At 26.5% G+C, this 17,227-nt stretch carries 13 protein-coding genes; 1 reads left to right on the top strand and 12 read right to left on the bottom strand.

Annotation, left to right across the window (positions count from 1 at the left end):
* On the top strand, positions 1-263 hold a 263-nt coding region (locus tag BU00_RS05205; RefSeq protein ID WP_027121187.1), incomplete at its 5' end, for a hypothetical protein.
* A 19-nt stretch (positions 264-282) separates the two neighbouring features.
* On the opposite strand, the gene BU00_RS0101485 is transcribed toward BU00_RS05205, so the two are convergent.
* The 12 genes from BU00_RS0101485 to BU00_RS05315 all read right to left on the bottom strand — a co-directional run.
* Positions 283-663, bottom strand: a complete 381-nt coding sequence (locus tag BU00_RS0101485) for a hypothetical protein (RefSeq protein ID WP_027121186.1) — start codon at positions 661-663, stop codon at positions 283-285.
* A 57-nt stretch (positions 664-720) separates the two neighbouring features.
* The gene (mip, locus tag BU00_RS04460; protein WP_051521839.1) at positions 721-3,348 is read right to left on the bottom strand and encodes an Ig-specific serine endopeptidase MIP; all 2,628 of its coding nucleotides are present in this window, start codon (positions 3,346-3,348) and stop codon (positions 721-723) included.
* Positions 3,349-3,620: 272 nt separating this feature from the next.
* Positions 3,621-4,688, bottom strand: coding sequence for an aquaporin (locus tag BU00_RS0101475; RefSeq protein ID WP_051521838.1), 1,068 nt, complete (start codon positions 4,686-4,688; stop codon positions 3,621-3,623).
* Between the two features lie 3 nt (positions 4,689-4,691).
* Entirely contained in the window at positions 4,692-5,729 is a 1,038-nt protein-coding gene (locus tag BU00_RS0101470; RefSeq protein ID WP_027121184.1) for an NAD(P)-dependent oxidoreductase, read from the bottom strand.
* 215 nt (positions 5,730-5,944) lie between these two features.
* The gene (locus BU00_RS0101465; protein WP_156926412.1) at positions 5,945-7,732 is read right to left on the bottom strand and encodes a hypothetical protein; all 1,788 of its coding nucleotides are present in this window, start codon (positions 7,730-7,732) and stop codon (positions 5,945-5,947) included.
* A 13-nt stretch (positions 7,733-7,745) separates the two neighbouring features.
* Positions 7,746-9,062, bottom strand: coding sequence for an ABC transporter ATP-binding protein (locus BU00_RS0101460; RefSeq protein ID WP_027121182.1), 1,317 nt, complete (start codon positions 9,060-9,062; stop codon positions 7,746-7,748).
* Position 9,063: 1 nt separating this feature from the next.
* Positions 9,064-10,272 carry an ABC transporter ATP-binding protein gene (locus tag BU00_RS0101455; protein ID WP_027121181.1) on the bottom strand — a complete coding sequence of 403 codons (1,209 nt, stop codon included), beginning with the start codon at positions 10,270-10,272 and terminating at the stop codon, positions 9,064-9,066.
* A gap of 8 nt (positions 10,273-10,280) precedes the next feature.
* Positions 10,281-11,309, bottom strand: a complete 1,029-nt coding sequence (locus tag BU00_RS0101450; protein WP_027121180.1) for an ABC transporter permease — start codon at positions 11,307-11,309, stop codon at positions 10,281-10,283.
* The gene (locus BU00_RS0101445; protein WP_036458850.1) at positions 11,309-12,370 is read right to left on the bottom strand and encodes an ABC transporter permease; all 1,062 of its coding nucleotides are present in this window, start codon (positions 12,368-12,370) and stop codon (positions 11,309-11,311) included. The genes BU00_RS0101450 and BU00_RS0101445 overlap by 1 nt, the downstream gene beginning before the upstream one ends.
* On the bottom strand, positions 12,370-15,405 hold the full coding sequence (locus tag BU00_RS0101440; protein ID WP_027121178.1) for an ABC transporter substrate-binding protein: 3,036 nt from the start codon (positions 15,403-15,405) through the stop codon (positions 12,370-12,372). The genes BU00_RS0101445 and BU00_RS0101440 overlap by 1 nt, the downstream gene beginning before the upstream one ends.
* Positions 15,406-15,414: 9 nt before the next feature.
* On the bottom strand, positions 15,415-16,800 hold the full coding sequence (locus BU00_RS0101435) for a hypothetical protein (RefSeq protein ID WP_027121177.1): 1,386 nt from the start codon (positions 16,798-16,800) through the stop codon (positions 15,415-15,417).
* 136 nt (positions 16,801-16,936) lie between these two features.
* Positions 16,937-17,227 (bottom strand): hypothetical protein (locus BU00_RS05315; RefSeq protein WP_036458847.1); only part of this gene is annotated, 291 nt, incomplete at its 5' end.

Here is a 17,227-nt window from a genome sequence, read left to right as displayed (position 1 = left end):
GTTATATTTTATTTTCTTTCTTAACATTATTTATTTTTAGATATCTTTCATACAAAATCAAAGAATTTTACAAAAACAATGGAGTTGTTCAAAAAATAACTGATGATAGTATGGTTGATGTTTTTAGAAATATGAAATACATAGTTGAAGAAAACAATTTTACAAAAACAAATATTCAAAAATTTAAATCAGAGAATGAATTATCGAATATTTCTTGAAGTATTTATAATGATTACTATAAATACATAAAAAGTAACAAGTAAATTTTATATTTAAAAACTTTTAACACTGTATTATAGTGCTAAAAGTTTTTTTACCTTTGTCAACTGGGAAACATGGGAAAATAACAAATTTATCATATGAATATTGATCTAAAAATTCTTGGAACGCTTCTATTTGTACTTTATAAATGGAACAACAATCAACGCTTGTTTTACCTTTATTAATGACAACCTTATTAGCATAATCGGGTTTGCTTTCTTTTGAATTAGCGACAACTAAGAAAAAATAATCTGGATTAATATTTTGCTCATAAATAATTACTGGATGATTTTCTAAAAATTCTTCATCTATATTTATTAAAAAGGGTAAGTTTATAAAATTAACTATTCTGTTAACTACACTATGTTTTCCAAATTCAAACTTTTCTTTAATTTTTACCATTATTGCCTCTTAATTAAAATTATACAACAAAAAACACCCTTATTTAGGGTGTTTTAATTACTTATTTGAAGTGTTTTCTGTTGTTGAATTTTTTGATGTCAAATCTTGTCTTGTGTGAATTGAATTAAAATCATGTTCTGCATATGTTGCACTTAAACCATTAGGGAATAAGTAAGTTTTTGCATTAGGATATAATTTATTTAGTTCTTGTTTAAATGAAGATTTTTGGTCTTTTCCACCACCATAGAAAATATCATACTGTGGAATATTATAAGTTCCAAATAAACCTTTTAAATCCAATCCATTAGATCTAACTGAAAGACCTGATGATAAAGATTGTGAATTGTATGCGGTAGAAATTAATGATACTAATTTTTGATCTTTTGTTCTAACTGATGAACCAGAAGCACCACCACCAGGTGAATATCCTGCATAAAGATAAGCTAAACCTGATTGGTAGTATTTTTTACCATCATCGTTTGAAGTATAAAGTTCTCCAACAATTGGAGCATTTAAAAATCTATCATAAACACCATTTTTATCTTTAAATGTTCTTAAGATTACTGAATTTGATAATCTACCACCTCTTTCAGCGACTTTAATGTTTTTAGGATCAGTTGGAACTCCTTTTCCATAATGTGTGTAATCAGCATTAGTTCAAAGTGAAAAACTGTATTTTTTACCATCGTAATCTGGTTTATCGACATATTTATCTAATCAAAAATCATCAAAATATTTACTATTTGATGCTGGATAAGATACAGAATAAAGTTGGTCATATCAATCATAATCCTTGCCTTTTGCATCAAGTTGTGCTTTTGTGATTGGAATATCAATTTTGTCATGTTGACTTAAATAGTCAAAATTAGCAATTTTAAGTTTTTTGTCATCTGGTAAATTGAAATAATCATTTGTTACTAATTTAGCATAATCTTCAGCACTCATGTTTTTTCTTTGTTCTGCTGTAAGTTTTTCAAAATCTACTTCATAAACTGCAAAATCTACAAATTCTTTTTTATCTTCAGTAGTATTTAAAGATAATTGTGAAGGATCTCATGTGAAAAAGTCTCTACCATCAATAACTCTTTTAATTGCTTTTGCTGGGAATGAAAAATTCTCCATTTTAGTTTCAAAAGTAGTTGTTCTTAATTTACTTCATAATGATGGGTAATCTTTTGATAATCTTCTTAATGAAAAATTTCCATCAACTTTATCATTAAAACCATCAATAACATGGTAGTTTGTAGCAAAATATCATTTTGTAGGATAAGATTTATTATCTTGTATTTGATAATCTACAATAAAACTTGTTCCAGAATTTCCTTTATTGCTTCTAGCAGAATTTGCTAATTCAGTGAAATTTTCTGCTTTTTCAATTTGAGCAATCATTTTGTTTTTAATATCTACTGGAATATCTTCTGAAGTATAATTTGCTTCAACATGTTTTTTAAGTTTTTCTCTTTGATCTTTAATATATTCAGTATAAATTTCTGATGCTTTATGGTCTTTTATTGAATCAGAATCACCTTCTTGTTCTGATTTAATAATATCATAAACTTCTAATCTATATTTTTCTACTACACCATGTGAATGGTCTTCAGAGAATTTTTTAATATATTCTTGTTTTTTAGCTTCATTTTTTATTTTACCTGCTAAAAGTTTTAAATCTTCAGTATTTTTAAGTAACTTAGCAATTTTAATTTGAAGATTTTCAACTGATGTATAAATTCAAGCAGAAAAATTAGTTTGGAATGTTTGTAATGCTATATCAGAGTAAGTTTGATTAGTTAAAGTTCTTGCTAAACCTATATTTTTATACTGATCTTTTTTATAATAATCAACTCATGAATTTAAAGTTTGTGTTGCTTTATTAATGATATTTAGTTTTTGTGTATTAGAACCATCTGTTGGAATAGTTCAACCTAAAGCATTCATAGTATCATAATCTGGTAAATTTAACTCTTTTGCTTTTTTGTTAAAATCTTCTTTAAATTGAGCAGTTACAGTACTTGGTCTGCTGTATTGTTGTCCTTCTAAACTTCTTCTTAATTTTTCAAAATCTTGGTTATATCTATCAACTGCACTTAATTTAAAATACTGTGCTTCTTCTGATAAAGAAGGTCTTGAGTTAGGATTCTCTAAAGTATTATTTTCTTTAATTTTAAAATCACCAATTTGGAATTGTCCTTCAAGTTCTTCTCTTTCAGTAGTGTCTTTTTGATCTCATTTATAAGCAACATAAACATTAATTTTTGCTTTATTTTGAGGATCGACATTGTAACTTACAACTGTAAAACCAATTTTAGGATCTTTTGGTGTAATTTGTACTCATGAATCCCAGTTTTCAACAATGTCTTGTGAATTTTGAGATTTTAAATCAGGAATAAAACCTATTGATTTTAATTCAAATAGTTGATCAAAACTTTTTCCTTGTGTTTTTTGTTTGATTTCATCATAAGAATAAAAATCTACCTGAGGTGTTTGATTTGTTCCTGTTCCTCCAGTTTGATTATTACCTGATCCATCAGTAGGGTTTGTAGGATCGGTTGTGTTGTCTTCATTATCTCTCTCAGATGGATTTTTTTGACCATCTTTTGGTTTTTCACAACTCATTGCTACCATTGGAATTGATAAAATTGATGTAAAAGACGCTAATAATAAAATTATTTTATTATGTTTTTTCATTATTGTTTTCTCCTTTTGAGCTAGTGTTGTCATTTTCATTATGAATTTTACCATTTTTTGTTTATTTTAACTTGTGTTTTTTAAAGTTAAATATTTAACAATATTTAAACAAAAATATCTTAAATTAAGACTTAAAAGTATTATTGATATAAAATATAAATTGAGAATTTTTACTACAAGTTTCAACAAAAACTTAAATTAAGTATTTATAAATAAATAAAAACACAGATAATGTTATCTGTGTTTTGAGATAAGTTTTTTAAACTTATTAATTATTTATTTTCTTTTTCTTTTTTATCATAACCTTTTATCATACAGTGTACTTTATAGTTTTTGAAAGCAATAACTTTTAAAACAAATGGATTGATGTATCTTTCTGTTAAACCTTGAACTATTAAATAGAAAAATGGTGCAGCAAATCCACCTAAAACCATTGCTATTGTTCCTGTAGAAATTGATTGTCTTGTAGTAGAAATAAGATCATTTGAATCCATTACACTTCTAATTCCACTATAATTTTTTAATGCATAACCAACTAATTGTGAGTTTCCGCTTTCTGAAAAAGCAAAGAAAATTGCTGGTCATTGTTGTGCTAAACCTCTAGCTGGATTAATAGCTGCTGTTCCACCTAAAATTCCCATTCAAACACTTAAAGCAATAATAAACATAATTAATAAATCACGATATTTATTATTTAAGTTTGGTGAGAAAATAGGGAATAATAATATTGAAGTCATAACCATTTCAATAAAGAAAATTCATGTTGAACCTTTACCAATTAATGTATCAACACTATCTTGACTATTTCTAAACACTTCAAATACTTTTACAGCAGATGAGATTGAATTAATTGGATTGTTTGCTAAATATTGGTCACCTGTTGTACTGTGTCCAACTGCATAAATTATTAAACCCGCAGTAATAGAACCTAAAAATTGAATAGTAATTTTGTATGTTGTATATCAACCATCATGTCTACCACTTAAATATCTATATAAACTTACCGATGGATTTAAATCACAACTCCATCTAAGGAATAAGAATAAACAGATTGCAACAGCAACAAAACCTGCATAAAATCCAACAATAATTGGATGAATTAAATATTCTTCCAACATAATAAATTTGCTTTCTTTAACTACTACAATTGTACTTAAACCAGCAAGTAAAAGTGAAATTAAAATTGTCCCTACATATTCAGAAACACCATGAATAATTCAAGTTAATAAATCTTTTGGTTTTTCTGCTTCACTACGTTTTGATTTTGATAATTTAAAAAAACTAAAAATAGCACTTGTTTCTTCTTTTAATTTATTAATAAAACCTTTTTTTTCTTTCATATTTTATCCGTTTTTAATTGTTCCATTTTCTAAAATTGTTAATGCATTATCAAAAATACCTTTTGATGCTGCATCTGCATTATCTAATGTTACTTTAGCGATTTGTGTAAGAGCTAAATCTGTTAAAAATGCTTGGTGTGATGTAACTAAAACATTTGACATTTCAATTAATTCTTTTCATTGTGGATCAAGTTCTTTTAAGTCAGTAACTCTATTTGAAACATCTTCATAGAATCTTCCTTCTTCACGTTCTAAAACATCAGTTGCTAATCCTCTAATTTTTCCTGATTTAAGACCATTTATAACTGCTTGAAGTTCTAAAATTTCACCACGTGCAGTATTTACAATAATAACACCATCTTTCATTTTGTTTACTGCTGCTTCATCGATTAAATATTTGGTAGAAGCAAATAATGGACAGTGTATAGAAATAAAATCAGAAGTTTCAAGTAATTTTGTTAATGAAACAAATTCAATTCCAAGTGTTTCTGCAAGTTGAGGGAAGTTTTCTTGTGCAAATGCATCAAATACTAAAACCTTTGCTCCTGTTGCTTTTGCAATTTTTATAAATGTTTGACCAATTTTACCTGAACCAATTACACCAACTACTGAATTACCAATACATTTTCCATCAAGTCCATTTAATGAGAAATTATATTGTTCTACTCTTTTATTCGCAACGATTAGATTTCTGTTTAATGCTGATAAACCAGCAAAAGCGAATTCACCAATACTTTCGGCAGAATAGTTAAAAATTCTAAATACTTTTATTCCAAGTTGATTTGCTGCTGCAATATCAACTTTATTGTAACCCATAGATCTTTGGAATCAGTATTTAATTCCTAACTTTGCTAAAACACTTAAAATAACCTTATCACCATAAGTATTTACAAAACCACAAACTGCATCATATCCTTTTGCAAGTGAAGCAGTATGTAAGTTTAAATTTTCTTTGAAAAATGTAATTTCATGTCTTCCTTCATTGTATTTTTCAAAACTTTTTATATCATAATCTTTGGCATCAAAAAATGCTATTTTCATATCTTTTTCTCCTAATTTTTTTATACTAAAATAACAAAATATATTTGTTATTTTCTTGGATAAATTCTTTCATATTATAATATATTTATTTTTTTTATTAAATATGATATATATTAATTAAATTATAAAAAAACAAGAAAAATGCTAATTTTTACTTGTTTTTTATATCTTTTTGAATTTTATAAATTTATAAAATTATTTTTTAAAAATAATAATTATATTTCTCTTGAACTTGAAGTTGTTTCTTGTTTAATTTTTTGAAGGATTTCGTTGTAACCAGAGAAGGTTTTTCCACTTAAATCTCTTAAATCTTTTTTAGCATTGTAAAAATAATCAACTACTTGTTGATAATAATCACCATTTATTATTGCTTTATCTATTGATCATAATAAATATGAAATATCGTTTTTAAGAGCATTTTTGTTTCCGAAAACTAATGTATTATAATCGAATACTTTTTGGTTGTTAACCTGAGTACCAGTTTCTCTCATTAGTTCTTTTAAAACTAAATTTCTTAATGTTTGAAGATTTTGTAACACTTTTTTATCTTCAGCACTTAAAGTAAAGGTTCTATTTGTGAATGGAATAGAATCTTTTACATATCTTTTATTTTCACTATTTCTTGCACCAAGAGTTACTGTTCTTACTTCTTTTTCACCATCTTGTAATGGATTGTCATCGTTTATTAATGTAGAAGCGTGTGGTAATTTACTGAAGTATTTGACATAATCAGCTTCACTTCTTAGTTTAGGTTTATATGGTAAAAGTTTTTCTCTTACGTCTGCTACAAGAGCACTGTAATCTTTTCTACTAAATACACCTGCTCTTGCTCTTTCATTAAATCCGTATTCATTATCAGGTTCAACTTCATTTAATCAAGCAAGTGAATTCCCTCTTAAACCTTCATTTAATGATTTAACTTTTTCAAAATACTCATGATTTATTGTTGTAAAAATTGCATCTAGCTTTGGAAAATCATTTGTTTCTGTTTCACTCTTTAATTTTGTATTAATTTCTTTTCATTTTTCTTCTCTTGAACTTTTTGATACACCAAACGCTTCATTTAAAATTTCTTGTAATCTTGTTTTAAATGCACTTAATTTAGTTTGATCTTCTTTAGATAATAAACCTTCTACTTGTGTTTTAAATTCTTGTAGTTTTTCAGTTGTTTTATCTAATGCATCATATTCAGAAGTTTTGGTTGTTTTTTGATCTTCTGGTAATAATGCGATATACTCTTGAACTTTTCATCTTAAATCAAAGTTTGTCTCATATTGTTGTTCTTCTTTTTGAGTTTTTTCTTCTAAAAGATCTTTTTTAATTGCTTTTTCAATTTCTAATAATGATTGATATTCAGTAGCATCTGTAATTCTTTGAGCATAATCTTTTTTATTTGTTAATTTTTCTAACTCAGTATTCAACTGAGTTTTTTTGCCAGTTATTTTTGAAGTGTTTTCTTGATTTACATCTTCAACAACTTTATTCTTGGTTGTTTCTAAATCAGTTTCTGTTTTTGCATCATTAAATTCTTTTGTATATGCTGCTTTTTTATCTTGATTTTCAAGTTGATTTAAATTAGATTCTTCCATATAAGTTTGTCTTAATTCATCTAATTTAATTTTAATTTCTTTTTTAACTCTTTCAATTTCTTCTAAAGTATATGCAGTATCAACTTTTGATTCTAGAACTAATTTTGTACCTTCATCTTTAAATGCAGCAACAACAGTTTTTAACTCTTCTCTTTGTGCTTTGTATTTTTCTGAGATTGGTGTAGTGTCTTGTGAACCTTGACCAGATGGTTCAGGTGTTTTGTTTGGTTCTTCTGGTGTGCTTGGTTGCACGTCATTTGAACCTGGTTGTTTTTGTTTATCACCAGAAACATCAACAGATGAACCATTTTTAGAATCATCAGTTTTTTCAGTTTCACATGAAGCAGCAATTCCAAATGAAGTTGCTGCTAATAAACTAGATAATCCTAAAAAATATTTTTTATATTTTTTCATATTTCCTTTCTTTTTAATATATATTTTTTTGTCAATTATCAACTTCTGTTTGAGTTCCTAAAACATAATGATCATTATTTACTTTAACTCATTCTGGTTGATTTTGTTCTGAATAATTATGCATATCAATGTTATATACATAACCTATTAAACTACCTTTTTTACCTTTAATTGAAGGTACAGCATCTAATAAACTTTTTGTGTAAGGATGAAGTGGATTTTTCATAATTTCTTCTGTTTTTCCAACTTCAAGTAATCTTCCTTTATTCATAACTGCAATACGATCTGAAATATATTCAACCATACGTAAATCATGTGCGATAAATAAAATTGTTAAATTATATTTATCTTTTAATTCATTGAATATATTTACAACTTGTGCTTGAATCGAAACATCCAGTGCTGAAATTGGTTCATCCGCAACTAAGAGTTGTGGTCTGAGCACAACAGCACGTGAAATACCAATCCTTTGTTGTTGACCACCTGAAAATTCTAAAGGATATCTTCTTAAAACAGATTCATCTAAACCTACTGAAAGAAGCATTTCTTTAATTAGTGCTCTTTTGGCTTGTTTTTCAGTATATTTAGCAATTTCTTGTCTGAGTTTTTTTTGTTCTCTTAACCATCTATCAGCTTGTAATATACCAGCTTGATAAAGCATTTCTTGAACTATTTGATAAAGTAAGTTGTATACATTGTCAGTATTTTGATTGATTGCTTGCGTTAAATTTTGTTCAAATTTACCAAAAAACTGTGGATGTTGTTTTTTATTTAAATATGAATAAATCTCTTTTTTAACTTCATTATCGAAATTGTAAATATAAATTTCTTTGGAATTTTTTGTGTTAGTTAATCCTTCACCAACAACAGTTTCAACATTAGCATGTGGATTTAAAGAGTTGGCTGGATCTTGGAAAATCATTTGAACTTTATTTACTAAAAAGTTTTCAATTTCTTTATATTCTTTTAGTGCTTGACCAAATTTTAGACCACGTTTGTTTTTCTTAGGTAAAGTTTTATCCAAAAGTTTAATTTCACCAAAACTATATGGAACAAGTCCAACTAGTGTTTTACCAATAGTGCTTTTACCTGAACCAGATTCACCAACTAATCCTAAAACCTCACCATTATAAATATTTAAATTCAAATCACTTACTGCTAAAAACTGTTTTGAACCAGAACCATATGTAATATCCACATTTCTTATTTTGACTAAGATATCTTCATTGTGTTTTGGTTGTAACATATCCTCAACACCTTTAGTTTGATATCTGATGTATTCTTTAGGTTTTAATAAAAATCTTTTTTTTGTATAACTAATTTGAGACATATTAAGGTTTTTTATTTAAAAATTCCTTTCATAATTCTTGAATAAGAAGTGGTGGTGTGTATGGTTGTGCTTTTTCATCAAGTAGCGCAGACTTAACACGATGTGTTTGTGATTTTCAATAAAAATCTGGTTCAATTTCAAAATCACGTCCTAAGGCGTAATCGTTTCTAACAGCAAATGCATCACCGACAATATTATTTAAATTCGATGGAACACTTCCTCTAATAGTTGCTAAACGAGAACCATTGTTAACATCGGGCATACTTAAAATTAAACCTCATGTATAAGGATGCTGTGGATAGTTTAAAATCTCTTCTGCTGTTCCTTCTTCAATAATTTGTCCTGCATACATAATTGAAATATAATCAGATATAGAAGCAACAACTCCTAAATCATGTGTTATGAATACAATAGATAATTTAAGTTTTTCTTGCAAGTTTTTAATTACATCTAGAACAAGTGCTTGAACTGTTGGATCTAATGCAGTTGTTGGTTCATCCATTACTAAAATTTTAGGTTCTAAAGCAACAATTGCTGCAATAACAACACGTTGAATCATACCACCAGACATTTCATGAGGGTATAACTTCATAACTGCTTCTGGATCATTAATTTTTGTTAATTTTAAAAACTCAATTGCTCTATCATATGCTTCTTTTTTATTTTTAACAATTTTATTTAAAAGCATACCTTCCATAATTTGCGCTCCAACTTTCATTGTTGGATTTAAAGTAGACATTGGGTTTTGAAAAACTGCTGAAACAACTCTTCCGCGATAGTGTGATTTTTCTCAATCTTTAAAAGTAAATTTTTCTACATTGTTATTATATAGTTTAATCTCACCAGAATCAATTACGGCTTTATCACCGGTTAAACCATATAATAGTGATGTAATAACTGATTTTCCTGAACCTGATTCACCGATAATAGCATGAACTTTTCCTTCATAAATTTCAATTGATGGACCACGTAAAACTTTATTTTTTTCCCCAGGTCTTGCCGGATTAGTAAATGATAAATTTATGTCTTTAATCTGTGCAGCTATTTTTAATTTTGTACCATCTTCAAAAGTTTTATATTCCACATTTTTATAAAATTCATCTCAATCAAAAGTGTTTTTGTTTTGATTTTTTCAAAAACATATTTTTTTACAAAAAGATTTAAAGAAGCATTTTTTATTTGATTTATTTTCTATGTTTTGATTTTCCATACTTCTCCTTATCTTTGTCTTCTAAGTGCATCTTGGACATTAGCACCAATTAATTGCACACTTGTTGTAATTAAAATTAAAATACTTGATGGAATAAATACATATCTTAGGTATCCCGGGAAGACTTTTTGACCATCAGAAATTAAGTTTCCTAATGTTGGAACATCGTCAATTGCTAATCCGATGAACGCTAATGAAGTCTCAGATAAAACTACACCAGGGATTGTAAAAACTAATTGAGTAATTAAAATAGGTAAAATTACTGGTACATAATTTAGTAGAATTTTGTATGTAGGGGTTCCTAAAACTTTTGATGCAGAAACTCATTCAAAATGTTTTGCTCTTTTTACTTGTGCTCTAATTTGATTAGCCATTCCTGTTCATGAGGTTAATGATAAAGAAAACGCTATAACTCAAAAACTTGGACTTACAACTATTGTCATTAATATCAAAATCAAAATAGTTGGTACAACAGATAAAATCTTAATAACAAAAGTCATTACACGATCAAATCTATCAAATTGACCCATCATTATCCCGATAGATAAACCAATTAAAACTTCAATAAATGTTACAACTATTGCAAGTGAAAGCGAATATCTTAATCCATGTCATAACCTAGCTCATAAATCACGACCTAAGTCATCGGTTCCAAAAATGTGATAAACACCATGTGAATCATATGAATGAACTGGTAAAGAACGATTATTAACATCTGTAACTATTGGACTTAATGTAGTAAAAGGAATAATAAGTGCTAAAACAATTAAAACAATAAGTAAAACAAAACCAAAGACACCAGCAAAGTTTTTTGAATATCTATAAATAAATTCTTTAAATGGTTTTGCTTCAGTATTCATATGTCTATCTGCTTGATAATCAAATGTTTTTCCTATAATTTTTCATGCTTGATATTGAAATGGAGCGATTAAAGGATTTGGTGCAGTTGCTAAATTTTGTGTATTTGTTTGACCTAATTCATTTCTTGATTTTAACTTAGTAATATAATTTTTAAATTTTGAATTAATTTTTGACATTATGCTCCCTTTCTTCTAACTCTTGGATCGATTACTTCATATAAAATATCACGGGTTGCATATGAAATAATTGTTAATAAAGCAAACATAATAATTAAGAATAAAATTACATTGTAATCTTTTGATTGAATTGCTTGAAGCAATGTAGCACCTGAACCACTAATTAAAAAGATTTGTTCAATAAAAATACTTCCAATAAATGAACCGAAAATAACAGCTGGGAAAAATGTTGCAATAGGGAATAACGAAGGCTTAAGAGCATGTTTTCAAACAAAACGATTTTTTGATAAACCTTTTAAATAAGCAAATTTTGCATGAACTGAATTTATCTCACGATTCAATTCAGTTCTGATGTATTTAATATAAACAATAATACTTCCTAAGGATAATGCTAAACCTGGAAGCACATATGTAAGGATATTATTGTGATCAAAAATATAAGGCAATCCAACAATTCTACCAATAAAAACTAAAATAAGTGCAAAAATAATCGAAGGAACTGATGAAAAGATACTTACAATAACAGTAGAGATATTATCAACTAAACCTCCTGGATTTTTACCAACTCATATACCAATAGAAATACCAAAAATAACAGTAATTGAAACAGAGAATATTCCTACTAAAAATGATTTTGAAAATCTTGTTCAAATAAAATCATTAATTTCAACTTCAGGGAACAGTGATAAAGAAATACCAAAATCACCTACAAATAAACCACGTAAATAATTTAGATATCTTTGAAAAATAGGTAAATTTAAACCATATTTGGCTTCAATAATTTTTCTTGCTGCTTCATCAGAAATTGAACCTGTTAAACCATTTGATCCTGGTACTGAATTAATTAAAAAGAAAGTTATTGTAATAACAATTAAACCGATTATAAAAAACTCTAAAATAATTTTTGTAAATCTTCAAAGCGTTTTTAATAATGGTGAATCAATTGCAAAAAGTTTTTCAAGTAATTGTAATTCTTGGTTTCTTTTGTTTACAAAAAATATTTTGTTGTAATCTACATAAACATTTTTGTTATCTCTTTTTTCTTTTAAAAACTTGTTCATTAACCTTCCTTCCTTCTTGGTAAACCTGGTTTAGGTGGTCTTAGATAATCATAAGCATATTGTAATGCAAATTTATAAAGTGAACTTACTCCACCTACTCTTGTTATTTCTCAGTTTGTATCAACTTCCATTAACGGAACAATAAACGCTCCATCTCTAATAATTTTTTCCATTTCACCTATAAAAATATATACCAATTCTTGTGTTCAACCTTGTCTAACTTCTTCAGAAGAGAAATTAGAAGAGAAAAATGCACTAATTCTGTCACTATAATCACTTAAACTTTCTTCTGGTTTTTGGTAAGATAACTCAATAAATTTAACTCAAAAATCAGTATTTTTATTTTTTTCTTGAGGTATTGTTGTTTGTATTTTAAGTCTTTGTTTTGTATCTTTTGTTAGATTTGCTATTTGTTCAACTCCATATTTTGTTAATACAAATAAATTTGTTAATTTTTTAAGTCTTGAAACTTTAACATTTTGTTTTGTATCACTTACTAATAAGTATTCTAATGCATATTTTATAAAATCATGTGAATAGATTTGTTTATCTACTAAATTAGTTTCATGGAGTTTATTATATAAATCAGATATTACACTATTTGTAAATTGTGTAATATTGTAAATATTTTCTGAATTAATAAGATCACTAAATTGTGAACCATATAATTCTTGTGCTTTATCATAAATTACTTGAATATATGAATTTAAAAGTTGTTTTAAAAAGTTAATATCACCATTATATGAATTTTTTTCTAAAACTAAATTTGTTACATAATCAGCATATGTGTATGATCCAACTGGATTAATTTTAAAAGCAATATTTTTTTGCAATAATTCATCAATTTCATCAACTTTGAAAAATGTTGCAATATAATCTTCAGCACCATTTCCACCAAGACGATCATAATTTTGATAAATTATGTCGTATTTTCCTTGTTCAATAAATGTAGCAAAAGTGTTTTCAGGTAGGCTTTTAATATCAATTTCAATATATTCACCAAAAACTTTTCTTAATTGTTCTTTTAAGAAAATACCAGCTTTTTTCTGTTCATCTGTTGAATTGTTAATAAATCTTAAAGTAACTTTTGAAAGATTTGGATGTTTTGTTTTAAATCTATTTAAATAGAAATTAGCAGTTTCGCTATCAAATAATAAATCACCACGAACAGTTTTTTCAAAAGTAAATGATTTTGCTAAGTGAACAACATAATCATAGTTTTGCAATGGATATTCTTTATTATTCTTAGTTTGTGAACTTAAATCACTGAAATATGTTTCAATGTTTTTACCATCAAATGTTTTATATTGTCCATATGATGTAAAAGTATTTACAGGAAATGAAAAATCTCATCCAACAAATTTAATTGCATCTTCACGATTAATTGCATAATAGATTGCATTTCTTAAATCTTGGTCTTGTAAGTAACTGTCTCAGTTTGTTTGATTATCTAAATTAAAACCAAAGGCGATTGTTCCATAACCCGAATTTTTCTTTAAATATTCTTTATATTCTGGACTTGATCAGTATTGATTAATTTTATTTGCTGGAATAAATGTTTGAGAGATATATTGATCTTCAAAAAATGTTGCATTAGTATTTTTATCAGTACTAAAAATAATTTTAATTTTGTTTGATATAGTATTATTAGCATCAAAATAATCATTATTTTTTCTTAATATAATTTGACCTTGTGGACCTAAATTAATTTCTGATGGATCAATTGTAAATGGACCAGAAGTTAAAAACTTATCTGGTTGTGATCCAAATTTATCAATTCCACCAATTTCTGTTTCAATATATTTTCTGTTAACTGGATATAAGTTTGTTAAAATGTGGCTAACTAAGAAAACTAATGATGGGGTTTTATTTTGGTCAAAAATCATTGTAAATGCATTTTCCGAATTTGCAATTTGGTTATATTTTGTCTTAATTGAAGAATTATCACCAGAAAGTTTTAATTCATATTCTTGGTAAGGATTGACAAATGGATTTTTAACTAATTCAACAACTTTATTTGTTTGAGTTTTTTCGTCTTTAATTGTTAAAGAAACAACTTCTTTTGAAAAATCGATATTTTTTTCAACTGATTTTTTGACTAAATCTAAAACTTCTTCATTAGTATAATCTAAATAAAGTTGTCCTGTATAAAAACCAAAATCCAGTGCGGCATTTTTGATTGCTTCTACTTCTTTTAGATCTCTTTTATCTTCAAATTGTGATTGTCATACAAGTTGTTTTGGATCTTGAACTCATTTACCTTCTACTTCTATATATTTTCTTTTTCCTCAAGGATTTAAATATGATTTATTGAATTTTTGTGCATATTCTTTTTGTGCAGCAATAAATCTATCTGTTCCTCTAATACCAAATTTTTGAATTTGTTCTAATCTTTGTGAACCAGTACTTAAATCTAAAATATATTCAAGGTAATCACGTAAATCAGTTGCACTAATATAATCGCCATTACTTCAAGTATTTAATTTTTTATTAACTCTTCCAGTAAATGCAATATAGTTACTTGAGTTTTTTGGATTTCTAAATGCATAAATAGATGCTGTTTTAGTTACATCATTTGAAGAGGTATTAGCGGCCAAACCACCAACTAATTCAAAATTTGTTAATTGGTAATATGATCCAGTTACCCTACCATAACCATCTTTTTCTGATAATAATGATTTATTTTTAAATAAATCATTAAAGTTTGATGATGGTTCATTTTTATCATCAACAACATTTGCTGTATCAACAATAACCATATTATATTCATTTGTTTTAATTAAACTTTTTAAACCACCAGATGGACCATCTTTAATAAAAGGATCAACTAAAGAAGGTAAAATTTTATCCATTGATTTATATCTTATGTAGTTAAGATTATTAATTGGTTCAGTAGCAAGACCTAAATCATAATCAATTTTAGATGTAGTTTGCGATCTTTCTTGTTCTTGTGCTTTACTTTGACAAGCAGCTGCTAATGTTGTAACAGGTAGCAAAAATGACGAACCTATTAAATATTTTTTTATTTTTTTCACTCTTTTCTCCTATCCTGTAATGTTAAATTGATAATCTATTGATATTAAAACTTTATTAGTTTTTTGGTTTGTTTTAGGATCTGTTTCTGCAATAAGTTTAACTGGTGATTGAGTGCTTGTTTTACCATTTTCAGATAAAAAGTTTAGATCACCTAGATTAAAGTTTTCTACAAAATTATAATCTTGATCAACAAAATCCACATAATATGCATGTTTTGGTGATAATAATGTGTCTCTGTATTTAGCCATTACACCAAAATCACTAACTCATGAAGTATAACCAAAATCTTCTACTGTTTTTTTAGAACTTGCATCACCTTGTGTTTCAAAATAAAAGACATTGTTTGTACCTTTAATATTTACTTCTAAATATTTAGCTTCTTTTGTATCTTTATCAATAAATCTTATATATTTAATTCTGTTTGCAACATCATTTTTTGTATAACCATAAAGTGCCATTGCATCTTTATCTTTATTTCTAAATAAACCAGAAACATTTCTTGAACCAACACCATAATTTAATAACTGTGATATAAAGAATGCTTTTGGTCTTGAAGTTATTGCATTTCCTTCAAAATCTTTTAATCTAATACTTGTATCTTGATATGCACTTCCATCATCATTATATAATTGCATACCTATTTTTTCTTTTTGGAATCTATCTTTAAAATATCCATTATTTTTAGAGATTAAATTACCAAAATATGATGATTCTCTAATCTCATTTCTTGAAAATAGATTTCTTTGTGAAGCAATATAACTTCCATAAATTTGTCTTCTAAATGGCGCGATAGTATTTTGTCTATTTCTTGTGGCATCAATTCTAGCTTTATTGTAATTACTTAAAGCTTGATTTAAACTGCTTATAAGTGTTTCTTTTTCTCTTTTTTCTTTATCGTTTTTAGTTTGTTTTGCTTCATTATCTTTAATTAATTTTTCAGTTTGAGCAATTTTTTGGTCATAATTTTTAATTAAAGCTTTTTCAGCAAAGAAAAAGTTTTTAACTCTTTCAATATATTTATCATATTTTGAAATTCTTATTGCATTATAAATAGATGTATTTAATTGTGTAGCATCATTTTTTAATTCGTTTCAAAATTTTAATCCTGTTCCATCAACAACGTAATCAAGACCAGTTGTTGCTTCTGTAGCACCTGTTATAAACTTAGGTAATCCATTAAAATCTTTGAATGAAGGAGTATATGTTGTTTGAACATAATCTCTAGTAAGTGTTTCTGCTATATTATAAATATAGTCAGTAAACTTATCATTTAAAAGTGCTTCTGTTCTTGTTAAATTATAGTTTAAAACATCTTCTGAAGGTTGTCCTCTATTAAATGCTGATGCAACTATTGAAGCATATGATGATGATCTTCCTTGTTGTCCTCATCACACGACATTAGCAACTAATCTAAATAAATCTTGTGAATCTAAATTATCAAGAATTTCTTGTTTGTTTTCAGGTGTAGATATTTCTGAAATATATTTAACAATTTAAACTTTCAGTAAATTTTATACTAAATAAAAAAAATTAAGAAATTTTTTCGTTTATAGATATTATGAAACTATATAATTCATCAGAAGAAATATTCAAATTTTTGAGTATTTCTTTTTGTTTTGCAGTTAGAGAATTTTTTCTTATATATTTTTCATCAAATTTTGAAACCTCAATTTTTGATAATTCATCTATTATTGAATTAAATGTTAAACTTGATTTATTTTTTAATAAATCAGAACAATGAAACTTAATAAAACTTTTAACTATGGAAGCAATGAAAGTTATAAAGGTTTTACTTTCTAAAACACCATCAGTATAAGAATA

The sequence above is a fragment of the Mycoplasma leonicaptivi ATCC 49890 genome (genome assembly GCF_000622205.1).
GTDB classification, from domain to species: Bacteria; Bacillota_I; Bacilli_A; order Mycoplasmatales; family Metamycoplasmataceae; genus Mycoplasmopsis; species Mycoplasmopsis leonicaptivi.
This window is presented reverse-complemented; position numbering and strand designations above follow the sequence as displayed.